The following is a 20,462-nucleotide window of genomic DNA, read 5'->3' on the forward strand; positions in this document are numbered from 1 at the left end:
CTGTGAAATCCTCTTAATCCGTATAATCCGTGTTAAAAAAACGAAGGTTGGTGGCGAATCAAATTTAGGAATTCTTCACGGGTTTTCTGTTCATCTTGGAATACACCGACCATGGCGCTAGTTACTGTCCAAGACCCGGGTTTTTGCACCCCTCGCATTGCCATACACATATGGGTAGCTTCCATGACAATGGCGACTCCTTGAGGTTCCAAGACGCTTTGAACTGCTTCAGCAATTTGGCGAGTTAGACGTTCTTGAACTTGTAAACGACGGCTGTACATTTCCACAATTCGAGCCAGTTTGCTTAAACCAATTACTTTTTGATTGGGAATATAGGCAACGTGCGCCCGACCCATGAAAGGTAACATATGGTGTTCGCACATACTGAAAAAGGTGATGTCGCGTACCAGCACCATTTCTTCATGGCCTTCATCAAAAATAGCCCCATTCACCAAATCTTCCAGGGATTGACTGTAACCACTGGTTAAAAAACGCATGGCTTCAGCTACCCGTTTTGGTGTTTTGAGCAATCCTTCCCGTTCGGGGTCTTCACCGACACCTAAAAGCATAGTGCGAACCGCCCCCATCATTTCCTCATCACTCACCTCTGTGCAGAGTTGGGAGGGAGTGCTTTGACTATAGGATAAAGTTCGATCCGGTCTAATCGAAAATCCAGTAGTGTCCTCATTTTTGACGCCATTGGTGTTTGTGGAGATAGTCATGGTGTATCTTGAATCAAGGTTTAAAAACAACAAAGTTAAACTGTTTTAAAATCGATATTGAACACGATTTAAAACGTACCAACGCTTGGCATCAGGGTTAATTCTTCAATAACCGCAGAGGTGGGTAATAATGCCACATAGAGAATTGACTCAGCCACAATCTCCGGTGTCAGCATTGCGGAGCGATCAAAGTCAGCTTTAACGGTTTCGCTATCCCAGATGGGAGTATTCACAGAACCCGGACAGAGGGCCGTTACCCGAATTCCATTGGCCCGTTCCTCTATGTTCAGGGTTTTGGAGAGAGCCATCAAACCAAATTTACTTACGCAGTAAGCCCCCCAGTTGGGAAAAACCTTTAGACCAGCAATGGAAACAACATTAATAATGGTTCCACTTCCTTGATCCCGCATCCCTGGTAGAACACCTTTTATACACTGGAATACGCTGGTTAAGTTTAAGTCGATCACCTTTTGCCAATCGGCTAGGGAGGTTTCGATTAAGTGTCCGGTATATCCCATCCCGGCATTATTGACGAGGATATTAACGGGGCCAAAAGCAGCCACGATACTATCGATTTGGGTATGAACTTGTTCGACTTTTGCTAAGTCTAGGGGGAAGGCTTTCGCCTCCACACCCAGATTGCGGGCTTCTTTGGCTACAGACTCTAAGCGATCCTTTTGGCGACTGACCAATGCAATATCAATCCCGGCTTTGGCAAAGGCTATGGCTGTTGCCCGACCGATGCCACTACTGGCTCCTGTGATCAAGGCTCTTTTTTGCACGAGGCTCATTCATGTACCTGTTAAGTTTTCGACCATGCCAGCGAGCGAGGACGCCCGCAATACAAACTAATGTTACAAATCTATAAACTGCTGAATCTGAGAAATATGTAAAGATTTGTTACTGCCATCAGTATATCATCAAAAGCATTAAGGATTTAGGATTCTCGGTGAATCCTTCTCAACTTCAAGGAACTCAACAAAGAACTCAACTTTTTTTTCCCGCCAGGTTTTGAAGATTAACGGCAACTTGGTTGATTTGTTGAACGCTACCACGGGTTTCCCTAATTCCTAAGACGCTTTGTTGAGTCCCCTGGTTGATCTGGTTCATGGCGGTGACGAGTTGTTCCACTGCTGTTGCTTGTTGTTGAGAAGTTAAGGCAATTTCTTGATTAATCATCATTACATGATTAATTCCATTAAACAACCTTTCCAGAGCCATAGCGGTTTGTTGGGATAATTCAATCCCATCTATGGCATTTTGTTTGCCCGATGCGGTCACAGAAACAGTTGTTTGCAGGGATTTTTGAGTTTCGGTAATTAAATGATTAATTTGAGTCGCAGAATTTTTACTTTGGTCAGCTAATTTGCGAATTTCTCCGGCGACGACGGCAAATCCTTTCCCATATTCTCCGGCTCTCACCGCTTCAATAGAAGCATTCAACGCTAACATATTAGTTTGATTAGCTAAATCGGTAACTAAGTTAGTAACTATACTAATTTGATTCATTTGCTCATCTAAACCAGTCATCTTATTAGAAATTTGTTCTACTGTAGATTGCAAGGCAGAAATTCCGGCTAAAGTTCTTTGAACCAGTTGTTTATTTTCTTCAGAAATATCAGCGACTTCAATAGCATTATTAGCCGCGAGTTTTGCCTTTTCCGCCGACTGGCGAGAAGACGACCCTAATTCATCAATAGTCGTTGTAGTTTCATTCACCGCCGCCGCCTGTTGAGCAGTAATTCGTTCTTGTTCTTCGATAGTGGTGGCAATTTGACTAGAAGAATTAGCAATCTGACTAATACTATTTAGAATCGGGTTAATAATCCCTCGGCTCAAAAATTTTCCTAATATCAAAGCCAAGGTAGGACAAACAATAATTGCTACTACCATCAAAAAACTAATGGTTTTAACATCATTAATAGCTTCTTGTTTAGTTAATTCACCCAATTTATTATTTATTTCTAAAACTGGTACAAGAGATTGCTCTGCTAGGTAATATCTTTTCCGGTTTTCCTGATCAATTTTATCTAGTTCTAGCCTTAATTTTAAGGCTGCTTCTATTTTTTCGAGTTCAGCACGATCAACGTTTTTTTGATCTTTTAAAAGCAGTAAACTGTTCCAAGGGTTAGTTATGCCTAATTGATGATATTTGGCTTCTAACGCTAAATAATCTTGGTGGGACTGACGCCATTGCTCCCAATCAATTAAAAACTGTTCATAGCTGTTTTTTTCGGCTTCGGTTTGTTCGGTTTTTTCGTATTCTTCAAATCCCTGCTTAATTTGTGACCACGCCTTTTCAATGCGATTTAATTCTTTTGATCGTTCTTCTTCTGTTAATAAAGGATTGATTAATAACCGTTCCGCCGATTGAAGTTGGGTTTGTCCTTCATTAATTTTATTTAAACCCCGAATACTGGGAATTACAGTATAACCCAAGGTTTCAATCTGCCTATTCAGACGGGACACTCCATAGAAACCCAGAAGAACAATACCAAATACCAGGGCAAAAAATGAACCACTAATTTTAACTTCTAAAGGGATTTTATTGGCCATATTTTCAAATGTTTGGGTTCTCTGCTTATTCTTCCCTGGTATTATCCATCGTTTAAACCTTAGCTTCTGCAAAAACTCCAATATTTCTAAATTTCTGATAGCGCATTTCTTGACGCTGCTGGGATGTTAAAGCCAGAAGTTCCCCTAAAGATTGAATTAAAGCCTTTTTCAGTAGTTCTGCTGCCTTTAAAGGGTTGCTATGGGCACCTCCATCGGGTTCGGGTACAACTTGATCAATAATGCCTAATTGTTTGAGGTCTTTGGAGGTGATTTTCAATGCTTGGGCCGCTTGGGGAGCTTGACCCGCATCTTTCCACAAAATCGCGGCGCAGGCTTCGGGGGTAGCTACAGTATAAACCGAATATTCTAACATCAGCAGTTTTTCACCCACACCAATACCTAACGCCCCACCGGAACCACCCTCACCAATAACAGTACAGATAATTGGAACCTCTAAATCAAACATTTCTCGGAGGTTATAGGCGATCGCTTCTCCTTGGCCTAATTTTTCGGCGTCCACTCCCGCCCAAGCCCCAGGAGTATCAATAAAGGTCAGAATTGGCATCCCAAAGCGGTTAGCGTGTTCCATCAGGCGCATCGCTTTCCGATAACCACCGGGGGCGGCCATCCCAAAATTACGGGCGACGTTATCTTTGGTATCCCGTCCTTTCTGATGACCGAGGATAACCACAGGTTGTCCCCCTAAACGAGCTACACCTCCCACCAACGCGGGATCGTCATAACCCCGGCGATCGCCATGGAGTTCCATCCATTCATCGGTCATGGCTTGAATATAATCTAGGGTACTGGGGCGACGGGGATGGCGAGCCAGTTGTAGCCGTTGTAAGGGAGATAAACCACTGAAAATTTCTTGTCGCAATTGGCTGGCGCGGGCTTCGAGTTGTAGGATTTCCTCGGACACATCCACACCATTTTCATTCGCTAACTGACGAATTTGATCAATTCGGCTTTCTAGCTCAACTAGAGGCTTTTCAAAGTCAAGGAGAATTGGTTTTCGATTAGAATTAGCCACACTCAAAATTACTGTTACACAGGGTGAATATTATTTTTATTATTTTACCTGAAAATGAGGGCTGTTTGACCCCAGAAACTCAAAAACACCTTAACAAGCAATGTCAATGACACTTTTGCACAGCTTTGAGTAAGTCAAATCACTTATGATGTTGAGCCTCGACATCAAGGCAAGAAAAATAGCTGATTAAATAATAGAAATCTACTTTTTGTTGATAATAGGATTATTTAAACGATCTAAAAATAATCGAGATTTCTTTGCTAACTTACTTGCAATATATTTTGCTTCCTTTCCGTGTGTTTCAGGATTAGGAACATTAATAATACTTACATGGTCAGGTTTATCCTGAATCGCATCTAACCCCCATTCTCTGACATCCCTAACAGTAAAACAAATTACCCCCCAACATTTAGACAATCTATTATAAGATTGTTCAGGTTCAAGTGCAGCAGATAAAGCCTCCTCATAGTTTCCTCTCTTTATCTGTAAAATAAACGCTTTTGCATGAACTGTTTTAGGATCAGGGTTAATCCAATCTTTTTTTGTAATAGCTCGATACAGTATCGTATCATCAGATAATTTATCCACAGATGCTTAACTAAATAATAGGTTGCTGATTAGATACCCAGAAAAGAAGGTCAGAAATTTCCTCTAAGGAAGGATTCTTAATTAACTCGCTATCATTGCCTTTTCTATAATAAACCGACTCTTCAATCTTGCTATTAAAAGGAATTTCAACCCAAACTTCTTTGTCAAACTCTTGATTAGTCCAAATCAAATTAACTCCGCCTCGACTTTCCAAAGAGGAAAAACCACGGGGAAAAGATCGACCTAATAATTTATATAAATCGATTAATTGTTTCACTGATTTTGAAACTGCATAATCTGAGGGATTTAATATCTCACACTCCTCTTCCTCATCTAAATCAGGGTCTATTTCTGTTAACTCTAATAGACGGTTAAAGGTAATCATAAAATCATCAGGATTAGTTAATGACTTTTTAAGTGAAAAACCTGGAAATTTTGGCTTTTCACAAGGAAAAATACTTGATAAAGCCTTGCTAAAATCTTGGCGGTTTAAGACCCTGATTTCGCTAGAATTACACATTTTAGGAAATACTATTCCTTTCACTGATAGCTGCTGAGAATCATAATCATAAATCTCTGTGATAGTATTTATATTTTCATAGTTGATAGTCATAGTAATTATTCCTCCTAATTTAATAAACAATCATTAACTAATGAAATATAACTATTCACATCTTCAGACCAAAGAGATACCCTTTCTTTAATCGGTTTTAACTTATCCTCTGAGTTATGATCTAGGATAAAGTCTCGATGAATACTACCAGCAAATAGAATCCCTAGATTTTTTTCAGTTGCTTTTTGATCATCATAAATTAAGACAGGATCGATAGAAACATTGATCTGATAATCCTCAAAGGAATAGATTAAAGTGGCTGATAATGATGGTTTTTTGTTTAAGAAGTTTTTCCAGTCTCCGGGTCTTAATAAATAATCAGATATATAATTGTCTAATTCTTCTTGAGATTGAAACTCAATATGACCCATTAAATTAATTTCCATCGCAGAATAATTAAGATCGGGAAAAACTTCTAAATATCTTAGGGCTAAATCTTGAAGAAGCACCTTGTTGTGGGAATACTCCCCTTCTATTGATTGTTTAAAAGATATTTGATCAGGTTGAATAAAAATCGTTACACCGTTTTTATAAACGACATGAGAAACGATATCCGTAGTAAAAACAGGAGAAGTAACCACCCAATCTGCATCAACAATTTTATTGATTCTCAAAAAATCATGAGTTAGCAAACTAGGATTATGATTCTTAGCCCTAATAACAAATGCTAATTGAGTGATTTGTACCTTCCCGATCATAATGGACACACAGATAAACAAACATAGATGATGGTCTAATTGTAGCATTTTTATTTATCCTTTGAATTTAATGAAAGTAAAGGGAATTCCTTCCTAAAGGATCAGGTATTGAATTTCTTGACAGTTTATAGCGATAAGTGGCTTTGACTAATTCTGACTAATTTCACCCCAAACTCGAATCTCTAAAACCATATTATTAATAAAAAGTCAAGCTAATTTAATAAATCTATACGATTTTCCTAACTATATTTACATTTCTTGATGATTTTTTGATAGATATTGGTTTTATAATCGGCTATATTGCTTAAATACATGGTCAAATTCTGAATAACTATGGACTGCCACAAATGTTCCAACCAATGTTCTAGTCATTCTCCGCGTTTTTTTGACAAATTCTTGAGATATTTTCTCAAGAAGCAACCGGAAACCGTGATTGAGCCCCACAAAATCCCTAGAATTGCCCTGGTGGGAATGCCGAATGTTGGCAAAAGCGTAGTTTTTAACGGGTTAACGGGGACGTATGTTACCGTGTCCAACTACCCTGGGACAACGGTAGAAATCTCCAGGGGGGAAATGAAAATCGGTAATACTCCGATTGCGGTTGTTGATACCCCAGGAATGTACTCTCTGATTCCGATTACCGAAGAAGAAAAAGTCTCCAGAGATTTATTAATGGGCGAATGGTTTGATTTAGTTATTCATGTTGTGGATGCTAAAAATTTAAGTCGAATGTTACCTCTAACATTTCAACTCATAGAAACAGGTTTACCCGTTTTACTAGCTATTAATATGATGGATGAAGCCAGACAATTAGGGTTAGCCATTCAAACGGAAGATTTAGAAACTAAATTAGGCATTCCCATTGTCACAATGGCAGCCGCTTTAAACCAAGGATTACGCCTGTTAAAAGAAAGGATTATAAACCATGTTGAGTCCAGTAATTTATCCGCAACCAATCGAGAACGCCATTTCCAAAATCGAGTCTCTATTCTCTGAAGATTCTCTCCCGAATTGGGTGGATAATTATGCAATTTCTCGTCGCAGTTTAGCATTACTCCTGTTGCAAAAAGATCCCAATCTTTGGCAATTACTTCAACAGGATCAAACCCGATCTCAAGAAGTAGAAATTATTCTGAAAACCACCCAAAATCAATTAGAAGAATCCCTTTGTGCGGCTATTGCCCAGACTCGTCATCAACAGGCTAGAAACCTGGAAAAGTTGGTGCTGACTGAGCCAGATCAGGAAAAAACTTTATTCACAGAAAAACTGCATCAAATCACTGTTAATCCCCTAACCGGATTTCCCATATTAATGATTATTCTATATTATGGGGTGTATAAATTTGTCGGAGAATTTGGGGCTGGAACTTTAGTTGATTTAATTGAAACTTTCTTTGAACAACAGATTAATCCGGTTGTTAATCAGGTGACAGCTTTCATTTTTCCTTGGCAACCTTTACAGGATTTAATTGCCAATGACTATGGGATTATTACCTTGGGAATTCGTTATGCAACTGCTATTGTTTTACCCATTGTTGCCACCTTCTTTTTAATGTTTTCTATCTTAGAAGATAGTGGTTACTTACCCAGATTGTCCTTAATGTTAGATCGGGTATTCAAATCTATTGGATTATCGGGAAGGTCTGTAATTCCGATTGTTTTAGGGTTTGGTTGTGATACGATGGCAACGATGGTAACCCGAACTTTAGAGACCCGTAGGGAAAGATTAATTGCGGTTTTTTTACTCTCTTTAGCGATTCCTTGTGCGGCACAATGGGGGGTAATTGTCGGGTTATTATCGCAAAAACCAACAGCATTAATCGTTTGGGCTGTATTTTTAATCTTTATTTTCTTGGGAATGGGATTTCTAACCTCAAAAATTATCCCCGGAAAACCGGCGGGATTTTATATGGAAATTCCACCTTTAAGACTTCCTAAATTCAGGAATATTTTGATTAAAACCTGGGTGCGAATGACATGGTATTTTTATGAAATTTTACCTCTGTTTATTTGGGCATCGGTGTTTATTTGGTTAGGAAAATTAACGGGTTTATTTGATATTCTCATTCGAGGTTTAGAACCAATTAGTTTAAGTTTAGGACTTCCCAAGGAAGCGGCTCCTATTTTCTTATATGGGTTTTTCCGACGAGATTATGGGGCTGCGGGGCTATTTGATATGCAGCAACAGGGGATTTTTAATGGCAATCAGTTGTTTATTGCGGCGATTGTTTTGACTTTATTTTTACCTTGTATTGCCCAATTACAAATGATGTTTAAAGAGCAAGGAAAGCTGATCACAATATTAATGACTTCTTTTATCTTTCCCTTTGCCTTCTTAGTTGGTTACTGTACAAATTTAGCTTTAAATAGTTTAGGAGTTAGTTTCTAAAATGATGTCATTATCATCGGTAAAAACTGGGAAAAAAGGAATAGTTTCTGGCTTAAAAACTATTGATCCTAGCCTAATTAATAAATTAATGGCTCTGGGAATTATGCCTGGAATTGAGATTCAATTAGAGCAGAAATTTCCTTCCTATATTATTAAAATTGGCAGGACTCGTGCCACCCTAGATCAAGAAACAGCAGGACAGATTTATATTGAGTAGAGATATTCTGCTTAATCCCAATTCCCCCTGTTCCCTGTTCCCTGTTCTCGTTCGACAAGCTCACGACGCGGCCTGTTCCCTGTTCCCTTCTAGGCTTGAGTTTATAATTTTTGGTCTTGAATAATAAACTCTAACAAGCCCTCACAGGAATCTAATAATAAATCAATCACTTGATTAAATCCTTCCGTCCCTCCATAATAGGGATCGGGAACTTCTTTGAGGGTATGATGGCGACAAAACTCACACATCAACTTAACTTTATGGCGATATTTTCCCAAGGGATCAAGATGGAGAATATTTTCATAATTCTCTTGATCCATTGCTAAAATTAAATCAAATTTTTCAAAATCATCTCGCTGAAATTGACGACCTTTTCCCGTCATTTTAATTCCCCTTTGGTTAGCAGTTTGAGTCATGCGTCGGTCGGGGGAACTGCCAATATGATAACTCGATGTTCCCGCAGAATCACAAACAATCTGAGTATTCAAATTTGCCTGATCAATTAAATGATTCATAATATTTTCCGCGGCCGGAGAACGGCAAATATTACCGAGACACACAAATAATAATTTATAAGGCATAAGTGAAGAATTAAGCTAAAAACTCAAGACCCCAAATTAGGGATCTGACCAATAATTTGTTCTATGTTTAACCAAAAAAACACAGCCAGCGAGGACGCTGGCAGTGCCTTGTTTGAGGTTTATGGGTTATCTAACCTAACCCGGGTAAATTCAAACCCCCGGTCAGTTCTTCCATCCGTTCGCGCATGGTTGCAGTGGAGTTACCATAAGCTTCCCGCATGGCAACCAAAACCAGATCAGAGATCACCTCAGCGCCCTCGCCTAAAACATCCGGTGAAATCTCCACCCGACGGGGTTCTTGGTTTCCACTCAGGTATACCTTAACTAAGCCGCCCCCAGCTTTCCCTAGAATTTCTAACTGATCTAGGTCTTCTTGGAGCTTTTTCGCTCCTTCTTGAACTTGCTGCGCCTTTTTAAAAGCCTCAGCCAGTTCCTTCATTTTGCCCAGACCAAAACCAAATCCTGGTTTTTCTTTTTCTTGTGTCATAGTTTGTTTATCGAGCGCTGAAAACGCTTTGTATAGTCAAGTTGACGCCATATAAGTAAGCTATAGTAGCATTTTTTGGCGGATTAACTGCGTTTTGGGGTAAGAGATTGTCCCTACCCCGATCCCCGTGGGGAATCAAAACCCCGGGAAATCACCCATAATTTTAACTTCGGGTTCCAATAAAAACGACCAGCGCCGTTCAACCTGTTCTTGAACATGACGAATTAACGAAAAAATATCACCGGCCGTTGCACCGCCACAATTAAGAATAAAATTAGCATGGCGTTCAGCTACCTGAGCTTGACCGATGCTGTAACCTTTTAAACCCGCCTGTTCAATCAGCCACCCCGCCGTTTTCAGACCCGGGTTACGGAATACACTGCCACAACTGGGTAGATGATAGGGTTGGCTATTGCGACGTTGATTAAAATGGGCAGTTGTATCCGCAAGAACCTGTTGGGGATCATGACCTGGTTCTAACTGGAAAGTCGCCTGAGTCACAAAGCGATCGCCCCCTTGCAAAATTGAGGTGCGATAGCGATAGGCTAAATCTTCCGGGGTTAAAATCTGTAATTCCCCGGACTTGGATAGAACATGGGTATGGACTAAAATTTCTGCGGTGCAGGATCGGTGAGCACCAGCATTCATGACCACTGCCCCCCCCATGGTTCCGGGGATGCCTACGGCCCATTCCAGTCCCCGCCATCCCAGGCGAGCGGCTTTCCAGGCTAAACGGGGAAGGGAAGTTCCCGCCCCGGCGGTCAGTAACCCTGTTTCTGAATCAAAGTCAACATAACGTAGATGACGAGTTGCAATCACTAATCCTGATAACCCTTGGTCACTAATTAATAAATTTGATCCCGCCCCCAAGAGGGTGATCGGTAATCCTTGAGTATCGGCCCATAAGAGGGCTTCTTGAAGTTGTTCTACTCCTTTAGGTGCGACATACCACTCGGCTGGCCCTCCGACCCGAAAGGAGGTGAAGGTGGTTAAAGGAACTAAAGATTGAATCAAACAGTCCGTTTCAGGTAGGGCTATGGAGCGTGGCTGAGAGTAGTTGGTTTGACTGGGGGAGTCATAAGAGAGTGTCATGACCATATCAAAATGAATACCTTAGAACTTGGATATAAATCACCGATTGCATATAGATCAGTCTGTCAATCGGGAGAAGCACCCTGCCTCAGTCCCCTTAGTATCAGGGAGAGGTTTGATAAAATGCCATCACCTCGGGAATAATTTTATTGAGGTTACCGGCACCGAGAAATATAGCTAAATCTCCGGGCTGTAGGAGTTGAGCCAAACAGCCCTTAACGTCATTCATAGAGGGCTGATACAATATTTGAAGGTGGTAATGACCAATCAAGTCTGCGACTTTCTGGCCATCAATGTCCCAGCTATTCGGTTCTCCGGCACTATAAATTTCGGTCAGAATTACCACATCGGCATCGGTAAAACACTGAGCGAAGTCTTGAAGAAAGGCATGAGTTCGACTATACCGATGGGGTTGAAAAATAGCAACAATACGTTGAAGGTGGGGTTGGGTATTTAAGATACTATCTTGCATCCGCAGGCGAGCAGCGGCGAGGGTGGCGCGGATTTCACTGGGATGATGGGCATAGTCATCTACAAACAGGATGTCATTAAAACACCCTCTATGCTCAAAACGACGTTTTGCTCCTTCAAAATCTGCTAATGCCTTGGCTATGATGGAAAACTCTAGGCCTAACTGCCGTCCTACGGCGATCGCAGCTAAGGCATTACTGAGATTATGTTGCCCGAGCAACTTTAACTCTAACTTACCAAGGAAATTGCCTCGCTCCCACACTGGAGCTAAGATCCCATTGGCACGATATTCAACATCCTTAACGATATAATCGGCACCGGAGTCAGGATTTAAACTGTAGGTAATACTGGGTTGGATTTGCTCCCGTACAGTTTCGCAATCAATACAGCCTACTAAGGTTTGACAGTTGTTCTCAAAGACTTTGAAGGTGTTGATCACCTGTTCTAAGCTTTCATAGTGATCGGGGTGATCTAACTCAATATTGGTGATTACACCAATTTGGGCTTTAATTTTGACCAGGGAACCATCGGATTCGTCGGCTTCCGCCACCATATAGGGCCCCTGACCCATGCGGGCATTTCCCTCCCAGGCATTAACTTCTCCCCCAATTAAAATGGTGGGATCAAGACCTGCCACCAGCAAGATCATGGCAATCATGCTACTGGTAGTGGTTTTGCCATGGGTTCCAGCCACAGCAATACTTTGATACTCTTGAATTAAGGCCGCTAGTAAATCGGAACGATGAAAAATCGGACAACCTAACTCCTGGGCGGCTTGATATTCCAAATTTCCAGAACTAATGGCGGTCGAACAAATAACTTGAGGTAATTTTGGGGAGTTTTGTCCTTTCCCCTTCAAACTTTCGACTTTTACCCCAGCTAGGGCAGTTTTTACGCCGTTTTGAGCGACGGATAATTCCAGTTCCACCCCAATCGGTTGTTTATTCCCCCGCTCCTGGGGTTGTTTAACATACTCAAAATTGCTTGCCTGTTGATGGCAAAAAATTTCGGCGCCTAAATCTTGTAGGCGTTGAGTAATATGGCTACGTTGAATATCCGAGCCATAAATAGGTAGCTTTCGCTTCGCTAGGATATAGGCTAGGGCTGACATTCCAATCCCGCCGATCCCGATAAAGTGAAAAGGCCTGCCACTGAAATCTACAGAAATTGGCATCAATTACTCCTCATCACACCACACCACACCACACCAATAACACGCGATATCATATCAAGAATTGTTTTTTACCGATACTCCCTAGCAAACATTTTTCAGATGGCATTTTGCACTAATATTTTTAGATTTTAGGCAAATTGAGTCTGATCGGTAGTTGTATAGTTCTGAAAACCCTAGACAAATATCTCAGGTCTTACTTAGCCACTAACCGCACTGGATGAACTACAACACCCTCTATCCCGTTACTAAAAGTGTTCAGGACTGCTTTTCTAATACCATATACCCCTAAGTTTGTAAATCACCGGATTTTCTCTGAATCGATCAAGGGATTCAGGAGACGGAGCGGTGAACCCTAAACCTAGCACTGTTGAATCTAGTTTTAATCCCGACAAAAAAGGTCGGGTATTGTTGACGACATTTTTGAGGTTGTGATACCTTAATTTCAACATCGCAGTATCAGATTCACAGTGGAGGACAGGTCATGACTCAGGCAACAACCAACAACTTAGCACTCACAGGCGCTACCTTTGACAAATTAAAATGTAAAGAGTGTGGGGAAGAATACGCCCCCGAAGCCAAGCACGTTTGTGAAGTCTGTTTTGGCCCATTAGAAGTCCAGTACAACTATGACCTGCTCCGCCAAACCGTAACTCGCGCTACGATTGAAGCTGGCCCTAACTCGATTTGGCGTTATCGGAAGTTCCTGCCTGTCGCTACTGAGAATGTGATTGATGTGGGTACGGGAATGACTCCCCTGATTAAGTCGGAACGGTTGGCCCGTCGCCTGGGTTTAAAAAATCTGTATATTAAAAACGATGCTGTGAATATGCCCACTCTGAGCTTCAAAGATCGGGTGGTGTCCGTTGCCTTGAGTCGCGCTAGAGAATTAGGATTTTCGACGGTTTCCTGTGCTAGTACCGGAAATTTAGCCAACTCCACGGCCGCCATTGCCGCCAGAGCGGGTCTGGACTGTTGTGTGTTCATCCCGGCAGATTTAGAAGCGGGTAAAATCCTGGGGACTTTAATCTACAACCCGATTTTAATGGCCGTTAAAGGTAATTACGATCAAGTCAACCGCCTCTGTTCAGAAGTGGCTAATACCCACGGCTGGGGATTTGTGAATATTAACCTACGTCCCTACTATTCCGAAGGTTCAAAAACCTTGGGCTATGAAGTCATCGAACAACTGGGCTGGAAATTACCCGACCATATTGTTGCTCCCATTGCTTCCGGTTCCCTATTCACTAAAATTCATAAAGGTTTCCGAGAATTTGTTGAAGTCGGTTTAGTTGATGACAAACCCGTGCGTTTCAGTGGAGCCCAGGCGGAAGGTTGTTCTCCTGTTGCTACGGCGTTTAAAGAAGGACGGGATTTTATTACTCCGGTTAAACCTAATACTATTGCTAAATCCATTGCTATTGGCAACCCCGCCGATGGAATTTATGCAGTTGAATTAGCGAACAAAACTAACGGAAATATTGAATCTGTCAATGATGAAGAAGTGATTCAAGGAATGAAATTATTAGCTGAAACCGAAGGTATTTTTACAGAAACTGCCGGAGGAACAACTATTGCCGTCTTGAAAAAATTGGTAGAAGCGGGTAAAATTGATCCTGAAGAAACTACCGTTGTTTATATTACTGGAAATGGCTTAAAAACTCAAGAAGCCATCCAAGGTTATGTCGGTGAACCCTTAACCATTGAACCGAAATTAGAAAGTTTTGAACGGGCAATTGAACGCGCTCGCACTTTAGACCGTCTGGAATGGCAACAAGTGTTAGTGTAGGTTTCAAATAGTCTAAAACGTTTCTACTCAACCCAAACTATTAATTTATTGTCCTGTTGAACCTATGACCGTTAAAGTTTTAATTCCCACACCCCTGCAAAAGTTTACTAATAATCAAGCAACAATTGAGTGTGCAGGTTCTAGCGTTTCTGAATTAATTGATTCCTTAGAAGTTAGTTGTCCAGGGATTAAAAAAAGTCTCTGTGATGATACTGGCGAACCCCGGAGATTCTTGAACTTCTATGTGAATAGTGAAGATATTCGTTTCCTAGAAGGAACTAAAACCAAACTAGAATCTGGGGATGAAGTTAGTATTGTTCCGGCGGTTGCTGGTGGTTGATTCAGTAATTGGATTTCATATTACTATATTATATTTACCGAAAAACCCCTATTTTCAGCCCTGAAGGGCTTACTACAGGGGTTTTTGACCGGGAATACCGATAGCGCGGGGATATTGTTTGGCCGTGGGTCTGACTTTTTTTAAATATAAACAATGGCGAATACTTTGGGTTAAAGGAGTGGTAAACCCATCCACAGATTCTAGCACTCCCCCTAATTGTTTAACCGCCGAGATTAACTGCTGTTCTTCTTCCGGTGTCCAATGACCGCGATAGAGAATTGCAGTCCCTCCCACCTTTAATAACGGTAGTGCATATTCCGCACTGACTGAGGGAGGGGCAACGGCTCTTAATAGGGCAAAATCGTAGGATTCTCGATGTTTTGGATGTTGACCAAGAGCTTCCGCCCGACCCACCCAAGGAATAGTATTATTGATCTTTAATTCTTCTAAAATAGTGGTTAATGCCGTAATTTTTTTCCGAGTTGAGTCTAAAAGGGTGACGGAAGATTCAGGAAAAATTACAGCCAAAGGGATGCCAGGAAAACCTCCACCTGTCCCAATATCAATAAATTTTGTCCCTGGGGATAGGGGATTTTTTTCTGATAATAAAAAGGAAATTCCTCGCAGGGAATCCCATAAATGTTTTTCCCAAAATTCTTCGGGTTCAGTGAGGCGAGTTAAGTTAAGCTGTTGATTAAATTGAATAATTAACTCAAATAATTGTTGAAATAAAACCTGTTGTTCGAGAGTGGGTTGCCAATTTAAAGTTTCTTGCCAAACGGCGGTCATATCAGGCAATTGGGGAGCGGAAATTTGATTCATAATTCAATTTACTAAAAATTAAACGGGAGGAAAAGCGGCAATTTTTTGTTTTTCTTCGATTGCCATGGCATTAATATCTAGGGGGGTTAAATGACCCTGTTTTAATGACCAACAACGATCAGCCAAACTAAATAATTCTCTGGCATCATGGGTAACAACTAATAACGTCCAATGTTTTTTTAATTTACCTAATAAATTAATTAATTGTTGTCGCATTGACCAGTCTAACCCGGCGGTGGGTTCATCTAACATTAAAATATGGGGTTGACGAATTAATTGTACCGCTAAGGCCAGACGTCTTTGCTGTCCGCCACTGAGGGAATGGGGCGCGACCTGTAAAGATAAATGGCCCAATCCCACTTCCTCTAAGGCTTTATCAACCTGTTCTGCGTCGATTTCGGGATGACCCAGGCGCAACTCCTCTAAAATTGTGCCCCCGCAAAAATGTCGTTCTGGAAATTGAAACACTAAACCCACCAGTTGTTGTAGGTGTTCTGGGGTCAATTCTTGCTCCCGCCAGCGAATATTTCCCTGGGTTTTTGTGGCCAAACCCGATAGAATCTCTAGTAGTGTGCTTTTCCCCGATCCACTAGGCCCAATAATCAGTCCCATTTGCTGTGGCGCCAATTCTAAGTTAACTTGGGTTAAAATCGATTGGTCACTAGCGGCGGGATGATAAACTAAGTTTTTGATATAAAGCATCAGAAAAATATAGCAGGGAACACCGGAACAGCCCCCCCAAACCCCCCGTGCACGGGGGGCTAGGGGGGAAGGAACAGGGGTAAAGACTTCAATCATTGATAGTCCAACCCAAAAACGAGGCAAAAGCAATGGTCAAATCACTAATTGCTTTGGATTATAACATATTTATCAGTCATCAGTTGATTAATTAACAGTTAACTTTTTGTTTATTTTTAATTTAATCACTCTTTAGTTGTTTACTCATTGATTAAAAATAATGATTTATTCTTATTTTAAAAATCCCAAACTATTTTCGATTTTGAAAAAATTTGTCCTGGGAATTAATACAGGTTTAATTGTATTTAGTTTAGGGGTAAATCTTGTTTTTGCTGCTGATCCCTTCCGTAAAAATGATCCTCGTCCGATTGGAAATCAAACGGAATCTGCTTTTAAATCCATGTTTGCCCAGGGGAATTATAAACAAGCTAAGGAATATTTAGAACAAGCGCAATCTCAAGAACCGAATGAACCTTTAGTTTATGCTCTTTTAGCTTCTTTAGCTTACCAAGATCAGGATTTTACAGCCTTAAAAACCTATAGCGATAAAACCCTAGAATCCGCCAAGTTATTAAGTACAAAAGACCCTTTACGCGGTAATCTCTATGTGGCGGTCGGTTTATTTTTACAGGGAGGTCATACTTTAGTCACAGAAGGTACACTCAAAGGTGCGCCTAAAGCACTCAATAAATTACAAGAGGTGTTAAAGTTTTTAGATGTCGCTCAAAAAATTGATCCTCAAGATCCCGAACTCAATTTAATTCAAGGTTATATGGATTTATTATTATCCTTAAATCTTCCCTTTTCTGACTCAAAAAAAGCAATTAATCAATTAGAAAAACAAGCGGAACCTCGTTATTTAGTCTATCGAGGAATTGCTGTGGGCTATAAAAATTTAGGTCAGCCGGATCAAGCTTTAACTTATACTGATAAAGCTCTATCAGAAGCTCCTAACCATCCAGAAGTATTATATTTAAAGGCGCAAATCTTAGCCGACCAGGGGAAAAAATTGAAAACAGAAAATCAAACCACAACCCCGACCCAATTAAAAGAAGCCCAAAAATATTTTACTCAATCTTTGGGTCAATCTGATCGACTTCCTAAACGATTAGTGGCTCAAATTTTTTATGAACAATGCAAAAATTTGAACCGCATTGATAATCAAAGCCGTCCCTGTGATCCATTGCGAGATACAATTAAAAATGCTAATGGTCTTTGGGGGCCAACTGCGAATCAATTACCACCCTTATAGCTTTTAATTATGGAAGTTTTGTTTAGAGAATGTAATCCTTTTGATATTTGGATTTGGCTACAATTTCAAACCGTCCCCTCCCGCAGTGAACGGGATTATATTGAGGAAGTTTTTGATTCTTGGTTTTTATTAGGAAAAATGGGCGGATTTAATGCTGAAAATCTCCAGGTTCAGGACACAGGAATTGACCTAAATTATATGACTTATGATGATGCCATCGTGGATAATAGTATGATGGCATTGATGCACAATATGGGGGAAATAGAATATGAAGGAGTTTGGGCGCGGTGTTGGTTTGATTTAGGAACCAGTGATGCTTTTGCTCTTGATGTTTTAATTAACACCTTTCGTCAACTTAGTCAAGAATATGTCACCATTGAAAAAATTATTATTGGTGGTGAAAATGAAGATTGGCCGATTGAAAAAGACATTTATCAATCCAGTGTAGGCGATTATAATTAATCCTACTAGGTTTAAGGAAGGTAAGTCTAAACAGTCGGCTAAGTTCACTGATGAATAAAACTATTGATTTTAATTTAACTTCCGGCTTGACAAACATAGCCTAACAGATCTTGAGTTGCCTGACTTTGGGGAGAATAAGTAGTATCATATTGCAGGACATACCAAGTATTATTATTGCAGTTAGCTGCCGCCTGAAGGGTTTCATTACCGATGCTGTAAGTAAATCTGATTCCTTCTCGGGCTGACGAAATACTATCCGCATCAACATAAATTTCTTCTCCAGTCGATGCTTTTCCAATATACACCCAATTCTCAGCCATTGCTGGATAAACAGCAGCAATCAGGCTGACCATTCCACCCATTAGAACACCGACCATGGATTTCTTCACGATTCTTCCTCTATAGATGAGTTTCATTCCAGATTAGCCGAGAATTAGAGATTTTGGGATAAAACTTTACATAAAGTTAATCTTTTTATTATCAACTTGATAGGGGGTTAGACATCAATGTTTCGAGTTCTAACTTCTGTTTATCAATTAAATACAGTTGATCTAATTGTTTCCAAACCTCTTGTAATAAAGCATCTAAATCCATTCCAGCCACCGCAGAAATCATAAAAATAGGGCTTTGATTCAATTCTTGCAATTGAGCAGCGAGAGCTTGAATTTCTGGGCTTTCAGTATCGACTGCATCGACTTTATTAAAAGCTACAATTTGAGGGCGTTCTCCTAATCCTCTCCCGTAGGCTTTTAATTCCTCTTGAATGGTATGATAATTGTTAATAGGGTCACTATCGGTAATATCAATTAAATGTAATAAAACCCTAGTTCGTTCAATATGTCGGAGGAATTCATGACCTAACCCCGCCCCTAAATGGGCGCCTTCAATTAACCCAGGAATATCAGCAAAAACCGTCCCATCTCCCGTGGGTTTTCTGACTACTCCCAAGTTAGGAATTAAGGTGGTAAACGGATAATCGGCAATTTTAGGACGGGCGGCGGATAATGCGGAAATTAAGGTGGATTTTCCGGCATTAGGTAAACCAATAATTCCGACTTCTGCTAATAATTTTAATTCTAATCTTAACCGTCGATTTTCTCCTTCTAATCCGGGTAAAGCATATTCAGGAGCGCGATTACGGTTACTTAAAAAAAACTTATTTCCTAAACCTCCTTTACCTCCGGCTGCGACACAAAATTGTTGATTTTTTTCGATTAAATCTCCTAATATTTCATCGGTATTAGCGTCATAAACCACTGTTCCCAAGGGCACTTCAATTATACAATCTTCTCCCTGTGCCCCCGTCATATTTTTCGGGCCTCCTCGTTTACCATCATCGGCCTTAAATTTATGGTTATATCGAAAATCTAAGAGGGTTTGTAAGTTGTCAACCGCAATTAATATAACTGAACCTCCTTTCCCGCCATTCCCTCCGGCTGGGCCCCCAGCAGGAACATATTTTTCTCGTCGAAAAGCAACGACTCCATCGCCTCCTTTTCCGGCTTCGACTTCAACTTCAACCTGATCAATAAATTGCATTTTATTTAATTTGAAATGAGTAGGATCTTGGAACCTCCTAAACCCCTTTTTTTCAAGGGGTTATAGGGGTCTGAACGATTGCTAAAAATCAATATTTTTAGCTCCGATTTGCCTGGAAATAATAATAAGTTGCCATCGGAACCACCGTCGCCACGATTAACAAGACCACTACTATAATTGTAGCACTCATATCGTCAGTTTCTTCAGCCGATTTAAAGGTGCTTTCAACACTAATATTATCTTGTTCTAGGGGCGGGCCAGGATCGGGTTCTCCTGATAAAACAGCAGAGATGCGATCGCTGGCTGCAATAAACGCCTCATTATATTTATCTCCTTTACGAAGGGGATATTTTAGGGTTTTTTCCACCACACTTTCAGCTATTTCATCGGTTAATAAAGATTTGGTTTTTTCTCCTGTTTGGATCGCCGCATTATTCGTTAGTAAATCTAAAGCCAACAAAGTTTGATTCGTCGCAACTTCAGGAGTCGGAAACCATTTTTGAAAGACTTTTTCGGTAAAAGTTTCAATGGTTTCTCCATAATCTAAACGGCGAATAGTTAAAAATCTAACTTCATATCCGGTTGTTTTTGCTAACTCAGATAAGCTATTATTTAAACGTCCTTCCGTACTACGGCTAAGAACGCCATCGAGTTCCACAACCCAAGTTTGCTCACCGGAAGATACAGTTGGAACTTGATAAACTCCCGTGGCTAAAGCCGGAGTTGCTGAAAATCCAAGAATCACCGTTAACAGGAGGGAAATTATGAATCCTGTTAATAAGTTCCCTCGATTTAATATTGTTTTAAGTTGTTGTATCATTGTCAGAATTGATCTTATGAGTGCAGGGTTTCCCTATACTAACTATACAAGACAATGGTTTTCCTTTGTCTGCTAACAATCA

23 protein-coding genes are annotated in these 20,462 nt (G+C 40.5%); 7 read left to right on the plus strand and 16 right to left on the minus strand.

Annotated features, from left to right (window positions below; all coding sequences use genetic code 11):
• Positions 1-32: 32 nt before the first annotated feature.
• The 7 genes from folE to AC559H_RS01505 form a co-directional block, all read right to left on the minus strand.
• Complete coding sequence (gene folE / locus AC559H_RS01475; protein ID WP_026787165.1) at positions 33-722, minus strand: GTP cyclohydrolase I FolE; 690 nt, start codon at positions 720-722, stop codon at positions 33-35.
• A gap of 68 nt (positions 723-790) precedes the next feature.
• Positions 791-1,513: an SDR family oxidoreductase gene (locus AC559H_RS01480; RefSeq protein WP_026793679.1), complete on the minus strand. Its 723-nt coding sequence runs from the start codon at positions 1,511-1,513 to the stop codon at positions 791-793.
• A 196-nt stretch (positions 1,514-1,709) separates the two neighbouring features.
• A complete protein-coding gene (locus tag AC559H_RS01485; RefSeq protein WP_036831517.1) occupies positions 1,710-3,278 on the minus strand; it encodes a HAMP domain-containing methyl-accepting chemotaxis protein in 1,569 nt (522 codons plus the stop codon).
• A gap of 52 nt (positions 3,279-3,330) precedes the next feature.
• Positions 3,331-4,311, minus strand: a complete 981-nt coding sequence (accA, locus tag AC559H_RS01490) for an acetyl-CoA carboxylase carboxyl transferase subunit alpha (RefSeq protein ID WP_026787167.1) — start codon at positions 4,309-4,311, stop codon at positions 3,331-3,333.
• Between the two features lie 201 nt (positions 4,312-4,512).
• The gene (locus AC559H_RS01495; protein ID WP_051319498.1) at positions 4,513-4,899 is read right to left on the minus strand and encodes a hypothetical protein; all 387 of its coding nucleotides are present in this window, start codon (positions 4,897-4,899) and stop codon (positions 4,513-4,515) included.
• 10 nt (positions 4,900-4,909) lie between these two features.
• On the minus strand, positions 4,910-5,512 hold the full coding sequence (locus tag AC559H_RS01500; protein ID WP_026793678.1) for a hypothetical protein: 603 nt from the start codon (positions 5,510-5,512) through the stop codon (positions 4,910-4,912).
• 14 nt (positions 5,513-5,526) lie between these two features.
• Complete coding sequence (locus AC559H_RS01505) at positions 5,527-6,258, minus strand: hypothetical protein (RefSeq protein ID WP_026793677.1); 732 nt, start codon at positions 6,256-6,258, stop codon at positions 5,527-5,529.
• Positions 6,259-6,639: 381 nt separating this feature from the next.
• On the opposite strand from AC559H_RS01505, the gene AC559H_RS01510 reads away from it, so the two are divergent.
• Genes AC559H_RS01510 through AC559H_RS01520 form a run of 3 tightly spaced genes read left to right on the plus strand, consistent with a single transcriptional unit; the run spans position 6,640 to position 8,816 of the window.
• Positions 6,640-7,206, plus strand: a complete 567-nt coding sequence (locus tag AC559H_RS01510) for a FeoB small GTPase domain-containing protein (RefSeq protein WP_233422998.1) — start codon at positions 6,640-6,642, stop codon at positions 7,204-7,206.
• Positions 7,136-8,599 carry a ferrous iron transporter B gene (locus tag AC559H_RS01515; protein ID WP_026787171.1) on the plus strand — a complete coding sequence of 488 codons (1,464 nt, stop codon included), beginning with the start codon at positions 7,136-7,138 and terminating at the stop codon, positions 8,597-8,599. Before AC559H_RS01510 ends, AC559H_RS01515 begins: the two co-directional genes overlap by 71 nt.
• 1 nt (position 8,600) lies before the next feature.
• Positions 8,601-8,816, plus strand: a complete 216-nt coding sequence (locus tag AC559H_RS01520; RefSeq protein ID WP_026793676.1) for a FeoA family protein — start codon at positions 8,601-8,603, stop codon at positions 8,814-8,816.
• A gap of 101 nt (positions 8,817-8,917) precedes the next feature.
• On the opposite strand, the gene AC559H_RS01525 is transcribed toward AC559H_RS01520, so the two are convergent.
• The 4 genes from AC559H_RS01525 to murC all read right to left on the minus strand — a co-directional run bounded on the left by AC559H_RS01525 (position 8,918) and on the right by murC (position 12,621).
• A complete protein-coding gene (locus tag AC559H_RS01525) occupies positions 8,918-9,397 on the minus strand; it encodes a low molecular weight protein-tyrosine-phosphatase (RefSeq protein WP_026793675.1) in 480 nt (159 codons plus the stop codon).
• 130 nt (positions 9,398-9,527) lie between these two features.
• Positions 9,528-9,884 carry a YbaB/EbfC family nucleoid-associated protein gene (locus tag AC559H_RS01530; protein WP_026793674.1) on the minus strand — a complete coding sequence of 119 codons (357 nt, stop codon included), beginning with the start codon at positions 9,882-9,884 and terminating at the stop codon, positions 9,528-9,530.
• Positions 9,885-10,019: 135 nt separating this feature from the next.
• A complete protein-coding gene (murB, locus tag AC559H_RS01535) occupies positions 10,020-10,982 on the minus strand; it encodes a UDP-N-acetylmuramate dehydrogenase (RefSeq protein WP_026793673.1) in 963 nt (320 codons plus the stop codon).
• Between the two features lie 97 nt (positions 10,983-11,079).
• Positions 11,080-12,621 (minus strand): UDP-N-acetylmuramate--L-alanine ligase, encoded by a 1,542-nt coding sequence (gene murC / locus AC559H_RS01540; protein WP_026793672.1) that lies wholly within the window; start codon positions 12,619-12,621, stop codon positions 11,080-11,082.
• A 481-nt stretch (positions 12,622-13,102) separates the two neighbouring features.
• Here murC and thrC point away from each other — a divergent pair, with 481 nt between their 5' ends.
• A complete protein-coding gene (gene thrC, locus AC559H_RS01545; RefSeq protein ID WP_026793671.1) occupies positions 13,103-14,407 on the plus strand; it encodes a threonine synthase in 1,305 nt (434 codons plus the stop codon).
• Positions 14,408-14,471: 64 nt separating this feature from the next.
• The gene (locus AC559H_RS01550; RefSeq protein ID WP_026793670.1) at positions 14,472-14,747 is read left to right on the plus strand and encodes a MoaD/ThiS family protein; all 276 of its coding nucleotides are present in this window, start codon (positions 14,472-14,474) and stop codon (positions 14,745-14,747) included.
• 72 nt (positions 14,748-14,819) lie between these two features.
• Here the strand turns inward: AC559H_RS01550 and rsmG are convergent, their stop codons facing one another.
• Both rsmG and AC559H_RS01560 read right to left on the minus strand, forming a co-directional pair.
• Complete coding sequence (rsmG, locus tag AC559H_RS01555) at positions 14,820-15,569, minus strand: 16S rRNA (guanine(527)-N(7))-methyltransferase RsmG (RefSeq protein ID WP_026793669.1); 750 nt, start codon at positions 15,567-15,569, stop codon at positions 14,820-14,822.
• A gap of 18 nt (positions 15,570-15,587) precedes the next feature.
• Positions 15,588-16,271, minus strand: coding sequence for an ABC transporter ATP-binding protein (locus AC559H_RS01560; RefSeq protein WP_026793668.1), 684 nt, complete (start codon positions 16,269-16,271; stop codon positions 15,588-15,590).
• Positions 16,272-16,527: 256 nt separating this feature from the next.
• On the opposite strand from AC559H_RS01560, the gene AC559H_RS01565 reads away from it, so the two are divergent.
• Positions 16,528-17,559, plus strand: coding sequence for a Sll0314/Alr1548 family TPR repeat-containing protein (locus AC559H_RS01565; RefSeq protein ID WP_026793667.1), 1,032 nt, complete (start codon positions 16,528-16,530; stop codon positions 17,557-17,559).
• 9 nt (positions 17,560-17,568) lie between these two features.
• On the plus strand, positions 17,569-18,021 hold the full coding sequence (locus tag AC559H_RS01570) for a DUF3531 family protein (protein ID WP_026787182.1): 453 nt from the start codon (positions 17,569-17,571) through the stop codon (positions 18,019-18,021).
• 74 nt (positions 18,022-18,095) lie between these two features.
• On the opposite strand, the gene AC559H_RS01575 is transcribed toward AC559H_RS01570, so the two are convergent.
• The 3 genes from AC559H_RS01575 to psb32 form a co-directional block, all read right to left on the minus strand.
• Positions 18,096-18,410, minus strand: coding sequence for a hypothetical protein (locus AC559H_RS01575; protein WP_233422999.1), 315 nt, complete (start codon positions 18,408-18,410; stop codon positions 18,096-18,098).
• 91 nt (positions 18,411-18,501) lie between these two features.
• Entirely contained in the window at positions 18,502-19,560 is a 1,059-nt protein-coding gene (gene obgE / locus AC559H_RS01580; RefSeq protein ID WP_026793665.1) for a GTPase ObgE, read from the minus strand.
• Between the two features lie 97 nt (positions 19,561-19,657).
• Entirely contained in the window at positions 19,658-20,380 is a 723-nt protein-coding gene (gene psb32 / locus AC559H_RS01585; RefSeq protein WP_026787184.1) for a photosystem II repair protein Psb32, read from the minus strand.
• Positions 20,381-20,462: the final 82 nt, after the last annotated feature.

It is taken from the genome of Planktothrix prolifica NIVA-CYA 540 (assembly GCF_963864145.1).
Lineage (GTDB): Bacteria > Cyanobacteriota > Cyanobacteriia > Cyanobacteriales > Microcoleaceae > Planktothrix > Planktothrix agardhii.

What these genes read in the sequence shown, in the direction of transcription:
- folE (WP_026787165.1), bottom strand. Translation starts at nt 722, where the DNA reads ATGACTATCTCCACAAACACCAATGGCGTCAAAAATGAGGACACTACT.
- AC559H_RS01480 (WP_026793679.1), bottom strand. Translation starts at nt 1,513, where the DNA reads ATGAGCCTCGTGCAAAAAAGAGCCTTGATCACAGGAGCCAGTAGTGGC.
- AC559H_RS01485 (WP_036831517.1), bottom strand. Translation starts at nt 3,278, where the DNA reads ATGGCCAATAAAATCCCTTTAGAAGTTAAAATTAGTGGTTCATTTTTT.
- AC559H_RS01500 (WP_026793678.1), bottom strand. Translation starts at nt 5,512, where the DNA reads ATGACTATCAACTATGAAAATATAAATACTATCACAGAGATTTATGAT.
- AC559H_RS01505 (WP_026793677.1), bottom strand. Translation starts at nt 6,258, where the DNA reads ATGCTACAATTAGACCATCATCTATGTTTGTTTATCTGTGTGTCCATT.
- AC559H_RS01515 (WP_026787171.1), top strand. Translation starts at nt 7,136, where the DNA reads ATGTTGAGTCCAGTAATTTATCCGCAACCAATCGAGAACGCCATTTCC.
- AC559H_RS01520 (WP_026793676.1), top strand. Translation starts at nt 8,601, where the DNA reads ATGATGTCATTATCATCGGTAAAAACTGGGAAAAAAGGAATAGTTTCT.
- AC559H_RS01525 (WP_026793675.1), bottom strand. Translation starts at nt 9,397, where the DNA reads ATGCCTTATAAATTATTATTTGTGTGTCTCGGTAATATTTGCCGTTCT.
- AC559H_RS01530 (WP_026793674.1), bottom strand. Translation starts at nt 9,884, where the DNA reads ATGACACAAGAAAAAGAAAAACCAGGATTTGGTTTTGGTCTGGGCAAA.
- murB (WP_026793673.1), bottom strand. Translation starts at nt 10,982, where the DNA reads ATGGTCATGACACTCTCTTATGACTCCCCCAGTCAAACCAACTACTCT.
- murC (WP_026793672.1), bottom strand. Translation starts at nt 12,621, where the DNA reads ATGCCAATTTCTGTAGATTTCAGTGGCAGGCCTTTTCACTTTATCGGG.
- thrC (WP_026793671.1), top strand. Translation starts at nt 13,103, where the DNA reads ATGACTCAGGCAACAACCAACAACTTAGCACTCACAGGCGCTACCTTT.
- AC559H_RS01550 (WP_026793670.1), top strand. Translation starts at nt 14,472, where the DNA reads ATGACCGTTAAAGTTTTAATTCCCACACCCCTGCAAAAGTTTACTAAT.
- rsmG (WP_026793669.1), bottom strand. Translation starts at nt 15,569, where the DNA reads ATGAATCAAATTTCCGCTCCCCAATTGCCTGATATGACCGCCGTTTGG.
- AC559H_RS01560 (WP_026793668.1), bottom strand. Translation starts at nt 16,271, where the DNA reads ATGCTTTATATCAAAAACTTAGTTTATCATCCCGCCGCTAGTGACCAA.
- AC559H_RS01565 (WP_026793667.1), top strand. Translation starts at nt 16,528, where the DNA reads ATGATTTATTCTTATTTTAAAAATCCCAAACTATTTTCGATTTTGAAA.
- AC559H_RS01570 (WP_026787182.1), top strand. Translation starts at nt 17,569, where the DNA reads ATGGAAGTTTTGTTTAGAGAATGTAATCCTTTTGATATTTGGATTTGG.
- obgE (WP_026793665.1), bottom strand. Translation starts at nt 19,560, where the DNA reads ATGCAATTTATTGATCAGGTTGAAGTTGAAGTCGAAGCCGGAAAAGGA.
- psb32 (WP_026787184.1), bottom strand. Translation starts at nt 20,380, where the DNA reads ATGATACAACAACTTAAAACAATATTAAATCGAGGGAACTTATTAACA.